The organism is Streptomyces sp. V1I1 (genome assembly GCF_030817355.1).
Classification (GTDB): Bacteria; Actinomycetota; Actinomycetes; order Streptomycetales; family Streptomycetaceae; genus Streptomyces.
The window spans coordinates 4327762-4346507 of sequence record NZ_JAUSZH010000001.1; the positions used below are offsets into that span (position 1 = coordinate 4327762).

At 67.8% G+C, this 18746-nt stretch carries 17 protein-coding genes and 1 pseudogene; 5 read left to right on the forward strand and 13 right to left on the reverse strand.

Features of this window, described 5'->3' with window-relative positions:
• Positions 1 to 66: 66 nt before the first annotated feature.
• Positions 67 to 891, forward strand: coding sequence for a CDP-diacylglycerol--serine O-phosphatidyltransferase (gene pssA, locus QFZ67_RS20405; protein WP_373430073.1), 825 nt, complete (start codon positions 67 to 69; stop codon positions 889 to 891).
• A 237-nt stretch (positions 892 to 1128) separates the two neighbouring features.
• On the opposite strand, the gene QFZ67_RS20410 is transcribed toward pssA, so the two are convergent.
• From QFZ67_RS20410 to QFZ67_RS20455, 10 genes and pseudogenes are all read right to left on the reverse strand, one after another.
• Complete coding sequence (locus QFZ67_RS20410; RefSeq protein ID WP_307662511.1) at positions 1129 to 2583, reverse strand: NAD(P)/FAD-dependent oxidoreductase; 1455 nt, start codon at positions 2581 to 2583, stop codon at positions 1129 to 1131.
• Between the two features lie 75 nt (positions 2584 to 2658).
• A complete protein-coding gene (locus QFZ67_RS20415; protein WP_307662512.1) occupies positions 2659 to 2865 on the reverse strand; it encodes a hypothetical protein in 207 nt (68 codons plus the stop codon).
• Between the two features lie 54 nt (positions 2866 to 2919).
• Entirely contained in the window at positions 2920 to 3768 is an 849-nt protein-coding gene (locus QFZ67_RS20420; protein ID WP_307662513.1) for a serine hydrolase, read from the reverse strand.
• 15 nt (positions 3769 to 3783) lie between these two features.
• Complete coding sequence (locus tag QFZ67_RS20425) at positions 3784 to 4770, reverse strand: HTTM domain-containing protein (protein ID WP_307662514.1); 987 nt, start codon at positions 4768 to 4770, stop codon at positions 3784 to 3786.
• A complete protein-coding gene (locus tag QFZ67_RS20430) occupies positions 4767 to 5408 on the reverse strand; it encodes a DUF5819 family protein (RefSeq protein ID WP_307662515.1) in 642 nt (213 codons plus the stop codon). Before QFZ67_RS20430 ends, QFZ67_RS20425 begins: the two co-directional genes overlap by 4 nt.
• A 7-nt stretch (positions 5409 to 5415) precedes the next feature.
• Positions 5416 to 5766 (reverse strand): hypothetical protein, encoded by a 351-nt coding sequence (locus QFZ67_RS20435; protein WP_307662516.1) that lies wholly within the window; start codon positions 5764 to 5766, stop codon positions 5416 to 5418.
• Positions 5767 to 5913: 147 nt separating this feature from the next.
• Complete coding sequence (locus QFZ67_RS20440) at positions 5914 to 6186, reverse strand: LuxR C-terminal-related transcriptional regulator (protein WP_307662517.1); 273 nt, start codon at positions 6184 to 6186, stop codon at positions 5914 to 5916.
• A gap of 1114 nt (positions 6187 to 7300) precedes the next feature.
• Positions 7301 to 7645 carry a DUF397 domain-containing protein gene (locus tag QFZ67_RS20445; RefSeq protein WP_307662518.1) on the reverse strand — a complete coding sequence of 115 codons (345 nt, stop codon included), beginning with the start codon at positions 7643 to 7645 and terminating at the stop codon, positions 7301 to 7303.
• Between the two features lie 508 nt (positions 7646 to 8153).
• Positions 8154 to 8810: pseudogene (locus tag QFZ67_RS20450) on the reverse strand (beta-1,3-glucanase family protein); the annotation flags it as partial.
• A 276-nt stretch (positions 8811 to 9086) separates the two neighbouring features.
• Positions 9087 to 11381: an LAETG motif-containing sortase-dependent surface protein gene (locus tag QFZ67_RS20455; RefSeq protein ID WP_307662519.1), complete on the reverse strand. Its 2295-nt coding sequence runs from the start codon at positions 11379 to 11381 to the stop codon at positions 9087 to 9089.
• A gap of 201 nt (positions 11382 to 11582) precedes the next feature.
• On the opposite strand from QFZ67_RS20455, the gene QFZ67_RS20460 reads away from it, so the two are divergent.
• Together QFZ67_RS20460 and QFZ67_RS20465 are read left to right on the forward strand one after the other, a co-directional pair.
• Positions 11583 to 12086 (forward strand): hypothetical protein, encoded by a 504-nt coding sequence (locus QFZ67_RS20460; protein WP_307662520.1) that lies wholly within the window; start codon positions 11583 to 11585, stop codon positions 12084 to 12086.
• Between the two features lie 103 nt (positions 12087 to 12189).
• A complete protein-coding gene (locus tag QFZ67_RS20465; RefSeq protein ID WP_307662521.1) occupies positions 12190 to 13209 on the forward strand; it encodes a DUF2599 domain-containing protein in 1020 nt (339 codons plus the stop codon).
• Between the two features lie 257 nt (positions 13210 to 13466).
• On the opposite strand, the gene QFZ67_RS20470 is transcribed toward QFZ67_RS20465, so the two are convergent.
• Positions 13467 to 15449 (reverse strand): SpoIIE family protein phosphatase, encoded by a 1983-nt coding sequence (locus QFZ67_RS20470; protein ID WP_373430074.1) that lies wholly within the window; start codon positions 15447 to 15449, stop codon positions 13467 to 13469.
• Between the two features lie 58 nt (positions 15450 to 15507).
• Positions 15508 to 16188, reverse strand: coding sequence for a class I SAM-dependent methyltransferase (locus QFZ67_RS20475; protein WP_307662522.1), 681 nt, complete (start codon positions 16186 to 16188; stop codon positions 15508 to 15510).
• A 378-nt stretch (positions 16189 to 16566) separates the two neighbouring features.
• Here QFZ67_RS20475 and QFZ67_RS20480 point away from each other — a divergent pair, with 378 nt between their 5' ends.
• Positions 16567 to 16836 carry a hypothetical protein gene (locus tag QFZ67_RS20480; RefSeq protein ID WP_307662523.1) on the forward strand — a complete coding sequence of 90 codons (270 nt, stop codon included), beginning with the start codon at positions 16567 to 16569 and terminating at the stop codon, positions 16834 to 16836.
• A 201-nt stretch (positions 16837 to 17037) separates the two neighbouring features.
• Positions 17038 to 17874 (forward strand): DUF1206 domain-containing protein, encoded by an 837-nt coding sequence (locus QFZ67_RS20485; RefSeq protein WP_307662524.1) that lies wholly within the window; start codon positions 17038 to 17040, stop codon positions 17872 to 17874.
• 90 nt (positions 17875 to 17964) lie between these two features.
• On the opposite strand, the gene QFZ67_RS20490 is transcribed toward QFZ67_RS20485, so the two are convergent.
• Positions 17965 to 18681, reverse strand: a complete 717-nt coding sequence (locus QFZ67_RS20490; protein WP_307662525.1) for a GAF and ANTAR domain-containing protein — start codon at positions 18679 to 18681, stop codon at positions 17965 to 17967.
• Between the last annotated feature and the right edge of the window lie 65 nt (positions 18682 to 18746).

Consider the following 18746-nt stretch of genomic DNA (forward strand, 5'->3'; position numbering starts at 1 on the left):
GCCGCCAGCGACCGGCAGCCACACACACGTGCGTAGGAGACGGCTTTGACCATTACCGATCCCGAGATGTCAGCGCCTTGGGCCGAGGAAGTGCCCGAGGATGCGGCTCGTCGGCCGTCGCCCTCGAGGCTGTCGGTCGCCGATGTGCTGACTCTGGGCAACGCGGTCTGCGGCTTCTCCTCCATCTACTTCATCACGACGTCCGTCCTGGTTCCCTACCTCACGGACGGCCGGGGCGAGGGCACTGTGCGCCAGGGTGCCGCCGCCGCGGTCATGCTCATCCTGATGGCCTCGCTCTTCGACTTGTGCGACGGGCTGGTCGCCCGCAGGTTCCGCAGCTCAGGAATGGGCGCGGAGCTCGACAACCTCTCGGACCTGATCAGCTTCGGTCTTGCGCCCGCTTATTTCGTGGTGGTGTGGGGCCTGGTTAGCGACGACTCGCATCTGGGCATGGTCGTCGCAGCCGCCGTCGCCGTGCTCCTGGGCGGCCTGCTGCGTCTCGCGCGCTTCTCCGTCACGGAGATGCAGGACGGCATGTTCCAGGGCATGCCGATCCCGTTCGCCGCGCTCACTGTGGTCTCCGTCGTCCTGCTCGAACTGCCCTTCGTGGTCACCCTGATCGCGGTGCTCGGCGTCGCCTGGCTCATGGTCAGCCGGGTCGAGTACCCCAAGCCCACGGGCAAGCTGGCGTTCGCCACGATCGGGTGGGCAGCGATCAACATTGGTTGCCTGGTCGCGTGGGCCGCCGATGCTCCCGGGGCCGAGATCCTTCTGGTCACCGGCTGCACGCTTCAGCTCACCCTGGCGGCAGTGCTTCCGCTCTTCGCCACCGTTCGACGCATCGGCGTTGCGCGCAACATGCGCTCGGCGCACTCGGCCGGGGCAGCTTGACTGAGGCGGCCGCTACGGGGCCGCCTCACGCAGAGGGCTGTTGACCCTCCACAAGAGGCGGCTTCGATACGGAGGAGTCCACGTTGGACGTTCGGGGTGGCCGAGGGGTGGCCGGACGCCTTTGGACAGTGCAGCACGGGGTACCGCTCGCAGAGCACGGCGCGTGTGGTCTGATCAGGCAGGACGGCATCCCGCAGCACGAGCCGTCACCAGGCGGCATGATCACTCGTGCCCTCGTCATGCGTAGATCTTGGGTCGAACCCCGGAGGGGTAGGGGTGTTTCCGGTCCTCCAGTGCCGCCACCGCTGCGTGATACCCGCACATTCCGTGGACTGAGGGGCCGGGCGGGGTAGCCGACGAACACAGCCAGGTACCAGGAAGGGGTGTCCGGTAGGGATTCCACCGGGCCACGGGGCGGGCCAGTGTTTGCCACAGGCTCATCGCACCGGAGCCTATGTCGCCGCCCACGTAGTTCGTGTTGTACTCACCGAGTTGGGCCGCCGACAGTCCGCGTTCGGCGACCACGGAGTCGGTGAAGCCCGGTGCGTGGGCCTCGATGGCGGCACGAATCATCGGCAGGTGATTGCGGGTGTCGCCGTTCGGCACATGCGCGTAGGCCCACACCGGCCTCTTCCCTCGGACGGCCCGTGCCGGGTCCGCGGCAGCCGGATCGACCAGGATGATGTAGGGGTGCGCCGCCTTGAGGCCCTTGGCGGTCACTGTCTCCGCACGGGCCAGTTCCGCCGCTGTGCCGTGCGCGCCGGCCAGGTGGACGGTGGCGGCCCTGGAGAGCCGGTGATCGGTCCATGGGATCGTCCCGTCGATGAGGAAGTCCGCCTTCGCGGCCCCCGGGCCGTACCGGTACCGGGACAGCCGGCGGAGGTAGCCGCGGGGCAGGGGCGCGATGCGGGCCAGCTCGCGGGGCGAGATGTCCAGCATGGTGATGCTCCGGCCGGCTGGAAGGTCCCGCAGGCTGTTCACTCTGGCGCCGGTGTGGATCCGGCCGCCGAGCTTCTCTATCTGTGCGGCCATGACAGTGGCGATGGATCCGGAGCCACCTTGCGCTACGGGCCAGCCCGTGGTGTGGGCCAGGTGTCCGAGTAGCAGCGCGACCGCGGATGACGTCGGTGAGGGGAGCCTGCCGATGCCATGGGCGGCCACGCCCGCGAGCAGGGCTCGTGCTGTCTCGGTGCGCAGACTGCCGCCCAGGCGGAGGGAGTGAGCAGGCAGACGGGGCGCGAGCACTGTCAGAGCCCGCAACGGAGGAACCGTTCGCTGCGTGGACAACATCAGGTCCACCACGGCCGAGGAATGCTCCATCAACGGGAGCATGAGACGTCGCCAGCGTGGCCCGTCGTCTCCCAGCTCGGCGCAGGTGGCGTCGAGGTCACGCCAGGCGACGACCGCCGGCCTGCCCTTGAGGGGGTGGGCGTAGGCGGCGGGCGAGTGCATGAGGCGGACTCCGTGCTCCTCCAGATCGAGCGACCTCATGAAGGGGGATACCGGAGCCATGGGATGCACCGCCGCGCAGATGTCGTGCACCACCTCCGAATCGAAGAGCGGCTCCGTGCGCAGGCCGCCGCCGATGCGGTCATGCGCTTCGAACACCTCGACCCCGAGACCTGCCCGGGCGAGGGTGAGTGCGGCAGCGAGGCCGTTCGGCCCGGAGCCGACGACAACGGCATCCGTCATGTGAGAGCCTCCTGCGGCAGGTCCCGTGCGTCTCCGCGAGCGCCATCGCGTCAGTGACGGTGTGTCAGGCCGGATTCAATGGACGGCCAGCCATCCGATACCGGCGGCGCAGGTGACCCCCGCGACGGCGAGGGCGGCCACCCTGTGGCGGCGCAACGCGTATCCGAGCAGCAGGGCGGTGAGCAGCACGGCGATCGTGCCGAACGCGCCTCGCAACGGCCCATGGCTGTAGCCGAATTCACCGCAGTGGCGTATGAACCAAGCAAACCAGGCAAGCCTCATGACGCTCTCTCCGTGATTACTGAGGGCCGGAGCAGTGGCGGAACCATCTGATCCTTACCTTCCACGCAGCGAGGGAGTCGCGGCGAGGGTCTTCACCGCGAGTCGGTCGGTGCGGGCCGGGGTGCCGAGGCGGTGGACGAGGATCCAGCGGCCGTCGTCGTGTGCTGCGGCCACGACGGAAGAGCCGCGGGTGGCTCCGTTGTGCCACAAGGTCGACGAGCCCCGGCGCCAGCTGGGTGCCGGGGGGCCCAGCCTGCGGTCGACGAGCAAGCCGACGAGGAGGTCGGCCAGGGTCCGGCAGGTGGACCACAGGCCGCCCGCTGGCAGGATCGGTCCGGTCAGAGTCCACAGGGGGCGTGGCCGGCCGAACAGGTTTCGCGGTATGAGGCGTCGGTCCTCCGGGGGGAGTGCCGTCATCGCGCCTGCTTCCAGCCCCAGGGGGAGGAGGACGTACTCGTCCACCAGTTGCTGGAAGGTGAGTCCCGTGGTGGTGGTGAGGGCATGCCCGAGAACCGCATAGCCCAAGTTCGAGTACTCCTCCTCGCCCAGTCGTCCACTCGCCAACTGGTCCAGGCGGCACAGTGATTCACGCAAGGCCGACTCCGTGAAGCCGGCGTACGGGTCGTCGGGAGGACTGGAGAGCCCGGAAGGCAGACGCGGTAGACCTGAGGTGTGCTCGGCGAGATGCCGGAGGGTGATGGCCGTCCCCTTGGGCACCTCGGTCAGGCATTCCTCCAGCGGTGTGTCGAGGCTGAGGTCTCTCTCCTTCGCCAGCCGGATCAGGACCGTTCCGGTGAAGACCTTGGTGAGAGAGCCGATCTCGACGAACCGGTCCGCATCGTGGCCATGGGTGAGATGGCCACGAATACCGGCGCCGCCGAGAAGGCAAGTCGGTGTCAGCACTTTCCATTGCTCCCGTCAGACGAGTTCAGCTTCGGGCACGGCCTCGTTTCGTCCTGCTGCCATCGCCGCCGCTCCGCCGGCAGGTTCCTGAGGCCGGTTACGGCGGGCACGGAGCCATGCGACCGCGCGGTCGAGAGCACCCGACAGGAAGACGAGATCGCAGGCGATCATGGTCAGCGCGAAGCCTGTAAGCCCCATGAAGAACGCGATCGACACGTGGAAGCCGATGGACATGGCAGCCGCCCAGGGGCGCAATGCCGGGACGAGGACGCCCAGCGGGAAGTAGACCAGGAAGGCGACTGTCCCGTAGGTCCCCAGAACGACCAGGAAGTCGCTCTCGTACACCAGGTTCGACCAGCCGGGCAGTTCGAACTCCGGCACCCGCATCACGTAGAAGAGGGCCGTGCCGTCCTGCCATTCCTCGCCCATGACTTTGTAGAGACCCGAGACGACGTAGACGAGACAGATCTGCGTCGCGACCATGAGGACGCCAAGGTTGTGGAACGGCACGGAAACCGCTCGCACATGCCCCGGCACCCGCCCGGCGAAGCGCTTGGCGAGACCGACGGGAAGGGCGAACCGGTCATAGCAATGCGTCAGGAGCAGGAACGGAAGGACGACGTAGGCAAGGTTGTCCCCACCGTCCAAGAGGGCGGGTTGCCGCTGATAGAGGGACCACAGCAGGACCCAGTGGAACGCAAGGCCCGGTCGACCTCCGATACCGAGCATGACGGCCAAGGCCGCGAACAACCCGACGTGGAAGACCACCTCGAACCAGACGGGGGACGCGGACAGCGCATAGAGGCTGAATCCCGTCAGCTGTTCCTTGAACTCGTCGTGAGGCAACACTCCGTCGGGACCGAACAGGTAGTTCCGCTCCCGGTACTGGCTCACGTAGTACATGAGGCCGACGAACCCCAGGAGCATGCGGGTTCCCGAGATCCCGGTGACGGCAACCGCATGCAGCGACCAGGCGTCCAGGCGGGCACCGAAGTTCTTCATCGCAGATCCTTGGTGGGGGTCCAGGCGAAGTCCTTCACCAGAACCTTGCCTTCGGCTGAGGAGTCGTTCCGTTTGGACCAGGGCGGCAACTCGTGCACATACATGCGGACTTGCAGTTTCACTGCCTTTCCGTTGCACGCGGTCGGCATCTGGTCGTACGCGTAGCGGGAAAGGGACTTCACAGCCTCCGCCTCCGTGACCTTCTCGTAGGGCAGCGGGGGCAACATGGGTTTCTTGTCGTTGGTCTGCTTCTCCCTCAGCCTCCTGAGGATCTCCTCGCTGCTGGTGACGTTCTGGAGGCCGGCAGAGACGATGCGCACTTCACGCGACGGGAAGAGACGGGAACTCTGGGCCTTTTCAAGTCCGCGCGCCGAGACATCGAAGTATTCCGAGACCGATCCGTCCGCGCAGGCGGCCCTCGCCAGAATGCCGCGGTCGTCGGATACGGGCGTCGGAGCGAAGAGCTGCCAGTTTTGCGAGAAGTAGGGATCCAGATATTCCGCGACCCGGTCTCCGTATACGAGTTTCGCCGGGCTGAGCGGTGCCTGGGACAATGCGGCCATGGTCATGTGCGCGCCCAGGAGGGCGCCGCCGATGAGCAGCGCCGCCCTCCTGGTTGTGCGGTACGTCTTCGTCACGTGGTGATTACCGGTCGAAGACCGTGTCGGCCGAGACACCCTGCGGCAGTTCGGCAGGGGCAGCGAAGAGGCTGCCGTGCGACAGCATGTTGTCGGCATTGCTCTTCGCCACCACGGACATACCCTTGCCGACGGCCGTGGCCTTGTGCGCTCCCTTGGTGGCAGCCTTGCCGACGGACTTGGCGGCCTTTCCCAGCATGGAGCCGATGGCCTGCGGGGCAGGCTGCGACGACTCGACGGCGGCGACAGGCGCGGCCGGCTGGGCCGGGGCGGCCTGAGCGCTGCCCTGAGCCGCGACGAAGAGAGCGACCCCGGCAGTGGCGACGCCGGCAGCGGTGGCAATCTTCTTGATATTCATTGAAATTTCCTTCCCCGATTTGGACGATCCAGGTGTGGCCATGCTTCGACCACCCCAACAAGGCGTGCCGGGATGGTGCGCAGCGGACAACACCCTTGAGCCTGCCGCTTTGACGCCGGTCTCTCCATTGCCTCTTGAGGCATTGCCTCAAGAGGCAATGGCGTCCTCGGTCAAAGTTTCCCGATAATGGAGCGCCACCAGACTCGCCTCGAATCTGGATCCGACACCCAGCTTGCGCACGATGCTGGTGATGTGGGCCCTGACGGTTCGTTCTGCGACTCCGAGCCGCCGAGCGAGAAGGCGATTCGACTCACCCTTGGCAAGGTTGCGCAGCACCTCGCGCTCCCGGCCGGTCAGCTTCGCCAGCCTCGCCGCATCCACGGAAACGGGAAACGCGCGGATCTCTGCACCCGTGGTCATCGTGATCTCTCCCCCTGACTACGTTCACCTGTTGGCCCCGGGCAGAGCGGCGCAACAGGGTCAGCGGGGTGGAGTTGTTCAAGAGGCAGTGGTCAGTTGCCTACACGTCAACCACCCGGCTGGACTGTACTGTTGGAGCTTACAGGGCGCTCCGAGGAGATGACCTTGGGCGAGCGAGGTCGCGGACGGTCCCTCGCTGTCCCCGTACTCGCCCAGGTGCTTGGCGCGTACCAACGACCCGCTGCTCGGCCGCCCTCCGGTAGAGCATGAGGGCCATGAGCGGCGTGAACGGCGCCCCTTCGAAGAAGTCGGATCCTGACCGGCCACACTGAGGAGATCGCCGAAGCCCTGCAACAGCACGTCGACGCCACGAACTGGTAGCGCCCCTGGCGGCGGCTTGACCAGGCAGAAAGTACCCGCGCCGTGGTCTCAGTCTCGGTCTCGTTCACCAGCGTCCATGGGCGTTCGTCACACCCCCTCCCGTCTGCTCCGCCGCAGGTCAGAACACCCCCGCCCGCCCCCGAACGCCCAGACGAAGACTTGGAAAGCGTGTTGGGCCGCAACGGTCGTCGCGGAGCCCTGGATGCGTGAGCGATGCGTGAGCGGACGTACTGGGATGACGCCTCCAGATTTGGACTGGACGTCAAGCTCCAGCTCGCTGACCAGGCCGTTCTGGACGAGGGGGGTGCACGGCGGAAGCCCCGGCAGGATCCCGCCGGGACTTTTAATCCGTTGGTTGTGGGTTCGAGTCCCACACGGCCTACCACTCAGCCCCAGGTCAGAGACTCTCTGGCTTGGGGCTGATCTTGTTTCCGGGGGCGCCCGGGTCGATTGCCGGCCCGATCGGCAAACGATCAAGACATGAAAGAGCCCCGGTCTGTCCGCGACGGGGGACGCAGACAGGCCGGGGCAGTTGGAGGGGGCTAGGCGGTGGCTGGCGCGCTACCGGAGAGGCGACCCTTCGGCGTGGCTCCTCCGCAGTTCTCGCAAGAGACGACGACCAGGCCCTGATAGATCAGCGGGACCGTCTGCCGACTCCGGCACTCCCGGCACGGGGTGTGGCGGAACTGCTCGATGCACCTTTGTGCCTGAACCACCTGGCTCGCGTCCATGGTCAGACAGCCGCGGCGAGCTCCAGAGCGGCCGCCAGCTCCTCCTCGCTCGCCCGGAGGTGGTCGAATTCGCCCGCGAGCACTCCGTCGAAGAACTTGCTGATCTCCACACGGCTCATGAACAGGACCGGACCGTCCGTGTCCTTGTCGTCGGAGATCGCCACCATGCGGGTGCCGTCCGGGATGCGGTCGTGCGGATGGTCCTTGGCGTCCGGCGCCGCGGCCAGAATCACGCAGTCCTTCACGATCGGGTCGAGGTCGGTCCGCCCTGCCTTGTGCCAGTCCAGCCCGGGGGCGTTCGCGTTCTCGAAAGCGACCGTTCCGCGGCCATTGCTGAGTGTGCCCATGAGTGGTGTCCTCTCTCGTGGATGTGCGCTGTCCGTGCAACCCGCCCCGGCCGGGGTTTCCTGGCCGGAGTCATCCGGTCGGGGCGGGCGTCAGTGGGGTGTACGCAGCCGGCCGCGCGCCTTCTCAGCGGGCTCGTCGCTCTCACCTTCGGCGGTCTCGCAGTGCCCGCCGGCCTAAGCGATGCGGCGGCGCATGACGGCGCTGTGCAGACGGCGCTAGCGGCGCCCGTTGCGCGGGTTGTCGGCCACGGGCGCTCACCTCCCTTGGTCGCTACTTCACGTTGCCAGTGAAGAATGCGGCCTCCGACCTCCTTGGTGGCGCGCTTCACGCCCGCGTCCTCAAGCTCCTTGGCGAGGCGTTCGGCGTCCCAGTCGCCGTAGTCCTCGTCGAGGTTCTCCAGCCGGGCGAGCAGGTCGACGGTGTGCATCTTGGGGCTGTGCCGCATGACGGTGAGGCAGTCGGACAGTACGGGGGCCATGGTGACGCCTGCAGCCTCGGCGGCGGCCGTCATGTCGCCTGTGGCGTCGCCGGTGAGCTGGCCGGCGTCTTGGCGCAGGTGATGCACGCCTGCTGCGGATTGCCGTCGTGCACCAGCGACTCATGGGCGCCGACATCGTCGAAGGCGAAGGCGTACGCCTTGCCGTCCGCCATCTGCGCGTGGATCTTCCGCGCGAAATGGTTGGTCACCAGGTCCTTGTAGAAGCCCGCTGAACTCGCGTCCGGCTGGTTGGGGTTACTCAGCAGCGTGGGGCGGTTGTAGCCCGCGCACAGCGTGCGGGAGATCGGGCCGCGCACCTGGTCGTTCGGGGCGTCGAGCAGCTTGCAGCAACCGAAGATGCTGTCCGAGTCCGGCTTCTGGAAGGAGGTGACGACCGCCCCGGAGCTGTTGGTGAAGTTCATGGTGTTGCCGGAGACCCAGCCGTAGTACTTGACGTTGGGCTGGTCGGCGAACGGAGTGACCGTCAGCGTCGAGGTGGAGTACTTGCTCCACACACGGTTCAGGTAGTCGTTCATGACGCTCGCGGGCAGAGCGCCCGACGCGATCCCGTGGCCGGGCGCCGGCGCGCGCAGCACGGTGCCGTCGGAGCGGGTCTGGATCAGACCGGCCCAGCCGCCCGGCTGGCCCCGGAGCGCGTTGAAGAAGCCGTTGCAGCCGCCCGGCCTAGGCCTGAATCCACCGACGAAACCGGGGTCCGTGCAGCCTTCGTCCAGGTCAGCGGCCCAATCGAGCCGTTCCGCGTCTTCACCGCCCGGGTGAAGATCGATTACCACCCGAAGTGCTGGTTGACCTGGGAAGACATGGGACGCCCATTACCTGTCGTACAGCAACATGCCGGTGGCCCGTCCCGCACTAGCGGGAGTGAACTGATAGACGGCTTCGGCCCCGCACCCAGTCGTAGGGTGCGGGGCCGAAGCCGTTATGAGAGAGCTGTGGTCAGGCTACTCCTGGTCGGCGGTGCGGCGGCGCTTCCACCACACCAGGCCGCCGCCGATGGCCGCGAGGGCTGCGGCGAGTCCGGCGATCAGTCCGACCGGCGTGCTGGAGCCGGTGTCGGCGAGGTCGCCTTCCGGGTCCTTCCCGCCCGTGCCGCCGCTGCTGCCGGTAGCCGGGGGCGTGGTGGGGTCGGTGGGCTTGTCCGTCGGCTCACCCGGCTTGGTCGGCGTCGGCGTGGGAGTCGGCGTCGGGTCGGGGGTGTCACCGCCGCCAGAGACGTCGGAGGAGACGGTGTTGCCGCCCAAGAGCAGAAGGTTCGCGTCGCCGTCCTTGGCGTTGTCCGTCAGCGTGCGCACCGATGACTTCGTCTCGCGAGGGAGGTAGCGGTGCTCGGTGTCGAAGCGGAGCTTGGTCATGTTCCGCTTGGGCTGCTTGGAGAAGTCCACTCCACCCACGCTCATGGTGTAGGGGCCGCCGCCGGCGTCGTGCTCCCACTGCTGTTCGCCCTCACGCAGCGACTTCAGGTACGCCTGGAACACGCTCTCCCGCGTCCAGTCCTTGTTCTCGCCGCGCAGCGGCCACGAGGAGACGTCGTTGCTGTTGATGACCTTGTGGTAGTCGGTGGGGGTCTTGGCGTCCTGCTGGCGGATGAACTCCGCCGCTACACGGGCCGTGTAGGCGCGGCGCAGGTCGGCGTAGCGCGGGTCGTTGTTCACGCGCTTTTCGACCTCGGGCATGATCAGCCGGTTCATGCGGTCTTCGGTGGCCTTCTTCTCGGCCTCGTTGAACTCGCACAGGTACGGGTCGCCGGGCATGTTGTCGATCTTCAGGTACTGGGCCTTGACCTTCAGCGGCGTGTCCAGGATGTGGATGCCGCCGTTCTCCTCGCGGACGACCGCGGTGTCCGGCTCGATCCAGTTGCGGACCTGGAACCAGCAGGGGATGCCCTCAGCGTTGCGGGGCAGCGACTTCCAGTACTGGTCGGCCTCCGGGCGCTTCTTCGGGTTCATCGCGTCGGCGAAGTCCTTCTTCAGCTCCAGGTCGGCTTCCAGCAGGATCCGTCCGGCGTCGGTCTTCCCGAACGCGCTGTCCATGATCTTGTCGGGCTGGTCCGGGTTGAGGTTGACCCAGAACTTCTCCGGGCTCAGGGCGAGCCAGGTGAAGAAAGCGTCGTTGATGAGCTGCGCCTTTTCCTTGCCTCCCCAGCCCGCGGTGTCCTCGGTGACTTCCTTGGCGGAGAAGCTGTAGTCGACGCCTTTGCCCTTGACCGGCTTGCCGATGTACCGCAGGTCCAGGGTGGTGAAGTCCACCCCGCCGGGCCCCTTGGGCTGGAGCCGGTTGGGGTCGGCTGCGTTCTTACGGTCCAGGAACTCCTTCATGTCCTTCGGGTTCGGCCGCGACTCACGGATCAGATCCTGCGCGCCGCCGCCGGTCACCCCTTTGGATCCGGGGGGCTGCATGGTGGTCGACTTGTCCCGCACGCCGCCGCCCGGGGCCAGCTCGACCTTGCGGGAGCGGTAGTTGTACTCGGTGACCTTGCCCGGAGCGTTCTTCTTCAGCTCGTTCAGGTGGTCCTTGGCGGACTTCTCCTGCGGCTCGGCGAAGATGTACTTCAGCGACTTGACCGGGGATTCCTTCTGCTTCGACCAGGCGATGTCGCCCGGCTTCTGCTTCGGCTCCGGATGCCCGTTGGACTTGATCTCCAGCGCCTGCCCGGTGCTCTTGTTCCACGCATCCGCCTGACGCCGGTGAGTCTTGCCGGTATCGGGGTCGGTGTAGTCGAACTCCTTCTGGCAGATCCAGTCGTCACCGACGAGACCGTGTTCCTTGATGATCTTCTTCTCGAACGCCTTGCCGCGCGGGTCGTTCCCGGCGTTCTTGATCAGGATGATGTCGCGCCAGTAGGTGAAGTCCCCGAACGCGTTCGGGTTCTTCTTGCTGGCCCGGATCCACTTCCACCAGACTCGGTCGACCGGCCGGGACTTCGGAGGCTCCTTGGTCTCCTTCTCCAGGCGCTTGTAGTCCGCCTCGGACGGCCCCTGAAGACCGTCCCACTTCTTGCCCGGATTCTCGTACTCGTAGGTGTCCCACTGGGACTTCGCCCGTGACGCATCCCCGTCGGGCACCTCCACGATGGCAACGAGGTCTTCCGCGAGATCGAAGTAGTCGCGGCAGAGCATGCCCGGGTTCGGCGGCTTCCCCGGTGCGGCATCCGCGCTGGAGGTCAGGCCCGGAAGGCCGGTGAACGCGAGGGTTGCCGCGGCGGCGACCGCGACAGCGGATGCCAGGCGTGCCCTCACGCGTGAACGTATGGTTTTCAAGTGCTTTGTCCCTTACCTGCGGGGGCCTGGGGACATGTGAGAGAGCGGTGTGAGCCCCCGTGACATGACACCGCCAACGAGGCAGCCTAGTACCTGAACTCTTTGTGAATGCAACCCTATTGGGGCGCGTCGTACGTGCCGCCGCCGCTCTGTCAGAGGTGCCGGGTAGGGTCGGCCGGTATGGAGATGACCGACGACGAATACCAGGAACTGGCCGAGCTGGACCGCATACGCTCCAGCAACCCCGTCCTGGACGCCTGGCTTCAGATCCAGCAGCAAGAGTTCCCCGCATGGGCCCAGCGGTACGACGGGGACTGGGACTTCACCCCCGGCTCCCTTGAGCGCCTGGAGGCCCTCGTTCGCTCCCGCTACACCAGCAGCGACCAGGCATGGGAGGAACGCGGCAGCGACTTCCTCCAGACTGCCGCCTGGTATGTCGGCGAGGTCCACAACCGCACCTGCGGCACCCAGTGGCAGTACCACCCTGACTCCGCCGACGCCGACCCGGCCGTGTGGCCGTTCGTCACCGTGCCGTTCGACCGGCTCTTCGACTTCGAAGACGAAGACGGCATCGAATCCGACGCCAGGCCCCTGTACACGCCGGTCAACCGCCTGTGCGGAATCCTCGACGCGGACGGCGGGAGCCTCATCACCGACATCGACATCCACACACCCCCGCAGTAGTTTTCAGGATTACCTCAACACACCCTGGGGGAAGGCCGGTTAGGTCACGATGGTCCGACCGGTGCCGCGCATCCGCGCGCCCGACCGTGGAGAGGAACCCCTCTTGGCCACACCACGGCGATCCGCCCGCACAAAGCCCACGCTGGCCCGCGCCGCGGCCATCGCCCTCGCGGCCGTCGCCGCCCTGACCGTGCAGACGCCTCCGGCCGCCGCCGACGACATCTGCGGCCACCAGGTCGGCGGCGACATCCTGAAGAAGTACCGCGACATCGGCGGCGAGAACTCCCCCCTCGGATGCCCCACATCCGACGAGCTGACCACCCCCAACGGGCGAGGCAAGTACAACACCTTCACCGGCGGCTCGATCTACTGGACCCCCGAGCACGGCGCCCACCCCGTATGGGGAGCCATCCGCGACAAGTGGGCAGGCATCGGCTGGGAGGCCGGGAAGCTCGGCTTCCCCGTCGGCGACGAGCTGACCAACACCGACGGCCAGGGCAAACGACAGCAGTTCGAAGGCGGCACCGTCTACTGGCACCCCACCCTCTCCCACGGCGCCCACCCCGTGTGGGGAAGGATCGGCGAGCTGTGGGGCGAACACGGATGGGAAGGCGGAGAGTTCGGCTACCCCACCAGCGACGAAACCCCCGTCGACAGAATCAACGGCGTCACCCAGTCCTTCTCCGGCCGCCAGGCCACCCTGTACTGGTCCGCCTCCATGGGCCCCAAGCAGGGCGTCTGCGAAGGCGAATGTGTCGGCTACCAGGCCCACACCAACGCGGAATGGATCAGCAAGACACGCGTGGCGCGCGGCATCGACAACGGCAACGTCGATGTCGAGATCTTCCCCACCGACGCTGGCTTCGAAGACGCCGACCGCGACTACGACCGCCTGTGGGACCAGGCATGGAGCGCGGTCCCCTACCCGAAGAAGCTCACCGACGCCCAAGGGTCGTCGATGTACAAGCAGCTCGCCTGCCACGCCCGCTACTCCTACCCACTCCCCGGAGGCGGTCACAACGGAGGCGACACCTGGCAGTTGGAGTCGTGGCGGCCGGATGTGTCCTGGGACTACGCCATGAATCCCATCCCCGTCGGCCTCCACGGCTGCAACTGGACCTGACCATCCACACCCTCGCCGTCGCTGAAACCCACGTCGACGAATAGCCGCGCATAGCAAAGGGGCCCGTGCCTTCGCGCGGGCCCCTCGACAGACGTTCAGAGGCCTCGCATTCGGGAGTCCGGTCGCCTGGCAACCTTCGCCGCGATCACCCGACTGCCAGGCCGCAGGCAACTCCCTTACACGGACTGGGAAAACCTCAACGTCTCGGCGTCCCGTCGACGTATATCCGGGGTGCCGGAGACCAACTCTGGCTGGTGTTACGGCGCTTCCGGGCGACTCTCGCGAAGTTCCTCGGGGATCTGCTGCTCGAACCAGACAACCTTGCCGGTGCTCAGCCTCCTCGCCCCCCAGCGCCGCGCGAGCTGATCGACCAGGAACAGGCCGCGGCCGCCCTCGTCGCCCGGCTCCGCGTGCCGCATCCTGGGCACTTGCGGCGAGTCGTCGGCCACCTCGCAGCGGAGCACGTCGGTGCGGAGCAGCCGCAGCGCGACGGGCCGCGAGGCGAAGCGTACGGCGTTCGTCACGACCTCGCTGACCAGGAGTTCCGTCGAATCGAGCATGGAGTCCAGGCCCCAGCGGTGCAGCGCCCTGCGGGTCAGCCGGCGTGCCCGCCCCGCGGTCAGCGGATGAGGTTCCAGGAACCAGTACGCGACGCTGTCCGGAGGGAAGCCGTCGAACCGGGCGGTGAGCAGTGCGATGTCGTCGTCCCGGTCACCCGGGCCCAAAGCGTCCAGCACCTGGTCGCACAACAGCTCCAGCGGTGCGGATACGAGCCTTTGGGCTGCGGCTTGGAGGCGGCCGCGCAGCGACTCAATACCTGTCCACACGTCTGTGCCGCGGGACTCGACGAGGCCGTCCGTGTAGAGCAACAGGGTCGCTCCGGTGGGTGCGGGCATCTCCACGGATTCGAAGGCGACGCCGCCGACACCGATCGGCGCGCCCGGCGGGACGTGCAGCACCTCCCCGCGACCGTCCGGGTGCAGAAGAACCGCGGGCGGATGGCCGGCGTTCGCCACCAGCAGTCGGTGCGATATCGGGTCGTAGACCGCGTAGAGGCAGGTCGCTATGTGCTCGCTGCCGAGGCGCTGGGCCTGCTCGTCGAGGTGGTGCAGGACCTCGTCCGGGGGGAGGTCGAGCCCGGCGAGGGTCTGCACGATGGTGCGCAGCTGGCCCATGATCGCGGCCGACGTCATGGAATGACCCATGACATCGCCGACGATCAGCGCGACGCGGTTGCCGGGGAGGGGTATCGCGTCGTACCAGTCGCCGCCGACCTGGGCGGTCTCCGAGGCCGGCAGATACCGGCTGGCCAGCTGGACGCCGGTGGGCTCGGGCAGCGACGACGGGAGCATGGTGCGTTGCAGCGTGTCCGTGACGGAGGCCTCGTGTCCGTACATCACTGCCTTTTGGACGCCGAGAGCGGTGTGCGTCGCGAGCTGGGAGGCGACGAGCAGGTCGTCACCGGTGAAGGCGGGCCGGTCGGGCCGGCGCAGGAGGACGACGGTGCCCAGGGCGCGGTGGCGGCCGTGCAACGGGGCGATAATCAGCCTCCGGCCCGGCGGCAGCGTCCCCGGGGCACTCGCCATCCGCCCCAGCAACTCGGCCACCGCGGGCGCGATCCCCGGCGCGTCGCCGAACGCAGGCCGCCCGGCCCGCAGCAGCCCCGTGAGCTCGGCGACATCCGGGCAGGTGAGAAGGCTGCCCAGCAGGGGCATCCGGGACCAGTCGGCGTCCCGAGCCTCCGGCGCGATGTCGATGCTGTGCAGCTTCAGGGCGACGGGCGTGGCAGGCTTCTCGTCCCCGACCGGCAGCGGATCGTGCAGGTGGATGACTATTGCGTCGGCGAACGCGGGGACGGCTGCCCGGCGCAGTTCCAGGAGCGTCTCGTCCAGGTCCATCCCGCGGGCGATCTGCCGGGTCGCCACGTCGAGGTATCGAAGCCGGTCCGTCTGCGGCCCGGCATCGTGTGTCGCCGCGTCCCGGGAATGTTCCACTTCGGGACTTTCGGCGCGCGACGCGGTTCGCCCCGCGTCGCGCGCCGGGGCGAGCGGCCCCCACTCCGGCCGCCCGGACGCGTCCCCGGCGCGGCCACGGCGCGGCGGGGGCGGCCGGGGTGTCCGGGTGACCTGCGGGTCCATGGGCGCGGTACCCCCCACCTGCGCCAGGGGACCGCCCGCCGGCCGGGCGGCCTCGGCGGACGGCCCGGCTGGGCCTTCATCGGGGATACGGTGCTCCGTCACGCGTTTCGTCCCGTTCGGGGGGTTGGCGCCGCGGACCGCGGCAGACGGATGGCGCGTCTCAGCCGCGTCGCCTGCAGCAGAGGAAGAGCTGCTCCTCTGGCGGCACGTCCGTGATCGCCGGGGCGTAGGTGTAGGAGGACTCCTTGATGATCTCGAAGCCCCCCTCCTCCATGACCTTGTGCAGGTCCTCACGCAGGTAGCCGGACACCCGGATGGTGTTTCCGAGGAACGGGATCGAGAAGTTGTCCACATCGGCCTCCACCATCGACATGATGAACAGCCCGCCGGGAACCAGCAGCTCGTGGACAGTCCGCAGCGCGAGTGGGATCTCGGCGCGCGGGAGCATCAGCAGGGAGAAGAAGGCCGCGACCGCGTCGAAGCGGCCCAGGTCCACAGGGCCACCGGGCCGCAGGTCTGCGATGTCCAGCTGGTGGAATGCCGCGCCGGGGACGTACTGCCGGGCGAGTTTCACCATCCCGTCGGACAGGTCGACGCCCACAACCTCGAACCCTGCGTCCGCCATCTGGCGCGCGGTCGGCATGCCGGTGCCGCAGCCCAAGTCCAGCACCCGGGATCCGGCAGGCAGGGACGCGGCCAGCCATTCGCCGGCGGAGAGCTGACCCTCCTTGTGCGGGAAGGCCTCGTCGTAGCGGTCGCCTATGGCATCGAAGGCCTCGGCCTGGCCCCTGCGGTCGAGCCGAATGCTCTCGTAGCCGGTCCCGCTGTCCCCATTGATCACGAAAGCACCCTTCCGTAAGTCATTTTGAAGTATCCCATAATCGCATTGCCCGTCCACGGCCGTCGATCACGAGCAGGCTCGTGTACGTGTCCGAGGTGAGCGTGATCGTGGAGTGACGCAGGGTCTCCTTGATCGTGTGGAGATCACCACCGCTTGCGCCTTGGTGGCGTCGGTGATGCGTGCGACGGCCGTATCGTGCGCGGGCCGCACTGTGCACGATAGACCTCCCGGCATTCCCTGAGTGGGTGTCAAGTAGGCGTCTGCGCGGCAGTACGAGTCGACAGGGGGCGCTATCCGCAACTCTTGGGCAGGACTACTCTGTTCAGTGAAGCCCCAGCCCCTGGCAGCCATGACCTGTTCTGCTCCGGGAGGCCTGCCATGCTCGTCCTGCTTTTCATCCTCGTCGTGGCTCTGATCGGCTTCGGTTTCCTCAACTCCGTCTGGTGGGTGGCCGCGGCCGTTTTGCTCTTCGGTCTCGGCCACTACGGCCGCGGTGGTTCCGGGCGCCGCGGCCATGGCGACGATGCCGATTACCGGGATTACCGGGACTACCGCGATCAACAGGACCGCTGGGACCGCCGATACAGTCGGCAACACCGGAGCCGCTGGAATCGCCAGGACCGTCGGGACCACGATCATCGCAGGTGAGCGACGGTCGACGCCGCCTGATAGAGCCGCCCGCGCGGCAGGTCGGCGTGGTGGGTCTTGGATCTTGGGGCGTGGGGCGTGGGGCGTGGGGCGTGGGGCGTGGCGAGAATGTCGGCGGCCGGCAACGCGCATCAGACCCTCAGCCGGGGGCACTCGGGGACTCAGGACGCGTACCGCGCGCCCACACCCGAGGGAGACATCGTGACGTCGTCCCACACACACGGGCGGGGCCGAGCCTCGAGGTTCACGGCCCGCCGCTCCGCGGAGAAGCAGACGTTGACCGCCGCAGGGCGGGCGGGCTTTGCCGCCCGGGGTGTCGTGCACATCCTCATCGGCGCGCTGGCCGTCGGGATCGCTCTGGGAAGCGGTGGCGAGGAGGCTGATCGCCAGGGCGCGCTCCGCCAGGTCGCGGAGCAGCCCTTCGGGAGAATGATGCTGTGGGCGCTTGTCGTCGGCTTCGGCTGTATGGCGCTCTGGCGGGGCGCCCGCGCGGTGATGACCAGGGGGCCTCGGCGGAAGGCCGGTTCCCGGCTGTTGGACGGTGGCCGGGCGGTCTTCTACGCCGCGGTCTGCTGGGCAACTGCCGCGTTTGCCGCCGGGAGCGGCCAGGGCTCCAGCGGCGATGCGAAGTCTCAGGACTGGACGGCATCGGCGCTGAAACTGCCGTACGGACGTGTGCTGGTGGGTGTCGTGGGCTGCATCCTGATCGGCGTCGGCGTGGTGCTCGCCGTACGAGCGGCGCTGCGGCGCTTCCTGCGGCATTTGGACACCGGCGCCATGGGCCGCCGCACGCGGCAGGTCGTGACGGGGCTGGGCGTGGGCGGCGGAGTGGCGCGTGGCACGGTGTTCGCCGCAGCAGGGATCTTCATCCTGGTGGCGGCCGTCCGCTTCGACCCGAACGAGGCCAAGGGCGTGGACGAGACGCTCCGCAGCTTCGCGCACACCCCTATGGGGCCGTGGCTTCTGGTCGCCGTCGCGGTCGGACTGATTCTCTTCGGCATCTTCTCCTTCGCCTCGGCGCGGTGGCGCCGCCTGTGACCGTTCACCGGCGGCGGTCGTCGAGTCGTGTGGCGTCGAGGCCGGGGGCCAGGGCTGCTTGTTGTGGTCGTGCAACCGCCGTGGCGAGGGTCAGGTGCCCAGGCCGGCGAGGGGTTCGGAGTCGTCGATGAAGGCGCGGGCGAGGTCAGACAGGCGGCGGTTGTGTGCGCGGGCGTAGCCGCGCAGTGCGGTGAAGGCCTGCTCCATGTCGATGCCCTGGCGTTCGGCGAGTTTGCCTTTGGCCTGTTCGATCAGTACGCGGCTGTTCAGCGCGGTCTGCAACTGTTCGTTGAGGACGTTGCTGCGGTGGGTGGAGCGTTGTTGCAGGAGGCTGATGGTGGCGACGTCGGCCAGGGCTTGGGCGATGGGTGTGCCGACCGGGTCGAAGGGGCCGGGGTGGGTGCGGAAGAGGTTGAGGGCGCCGACGACCTCGTCCCGCAGCCGCATCGGGAGGGCTTGGACTGCCGTGAACCCGCTGTGCTGGGCGTGTGCGACGAAGCGTGGCCAGCGGTCGGCCTGCGTGCGCAGGTCGGGGACTGTTACGGGTGCGCCGGTGTGGAAGCATTCCAGGCAGGGGCCTTCGTCGTTCTGGAGCTGGAAGAGCTCGAGCAGGCGTACTTGTTCGTCGGAGGCGGCCATGACGCGGAGTTCGCCGTCCCGGTCGGCGAGTAGCACTCCGGCCGCGCTGGCACCGAGCATGCCGACGCACCGGTCGGTCAGCAGGCGCAGGAAGTCGATCAGGTCGAAGTCGGCGACCAGGTTGTCCGCCAACTCGACGAAAGTTTTGGCGAGGAGCTGCTCATTCATCGTGCCACCCTCCGTCGAAACTACTCCCGCCGGGGAGGGGCGGGAAGTGCAGCACGTGCATCGGT

Coding starts and splice junctions, on each gene's coding strand:
- pssA (WP_373430073.1), top strand. CDS start 67: ATGTCAGCGCCTTGGGCCGAGGAAGTGCCCGAGGATGCGGCTCGTCGG.
- QFZ67_RS20410 (WP_307662511.1), bottom strand. CDS start 2,583: ATGACGGATGCCGTTGTCGTCGGCTCCGGGCCGAACGGCCTCGCTGCC.
- QFZ67_RS20415 (WP_307662512.1), bottom strand. CDS start 2,865: ATGAGGCTTGCCTGGTTTGCTTGGTTCATACGCCACTGCGGTGAATTC.
- QFZ67_RS20425 (WP_307662514.1), bottom strand. CDS start 4,770: ATGAAGAACTTCGGTGCCCGCCTGGACGCCTGGTCGCTGCATGCGGTT.
- QFZ67_RS20435 (WP_307662516.1), bottom strand. CDS start 5,766: ATGAATATCAAGAAGATTGCCACCGCTGCCGGCGTCGCCACTGCCGGG.
- QFZ67_RS20440 (WP_307662517.1), bottom strand. CDS start 6,186: ATGACCACGGGTGCAGAGATCCGCGCGTTTCCCGTTTCCGTGGATGCG.
- QFZ67_RS20445 (WP_307662518.1), bottom strand. CDS start 7,645: ATGGGCACACTCAGCAATGGCCGCGGAACGGTCGCTTTCGAGAACGCG.
- QFZ67_RS20460 (WP_307662520.1), top strand. CDS start 11,583: ATGGAGATGACCGACGACGAATACCAGGAACTGGCCGAGCTGGACCGC.
- QFZ67_RS20480 (WP_307662523.1), top strand. CDS start 16,567: ATGCTCGTCCTGCTTTTCATCCTCGTCGTGGCTCTGATCGGCTTCGGT.
- QFZ67_RS20490 (WP_307662525.1), bottom strand. CDS start 18,681: ATGAATGAGCAGCTCCTCGCCAAAACTTTCGTCGAGTTGGCGGACAAC.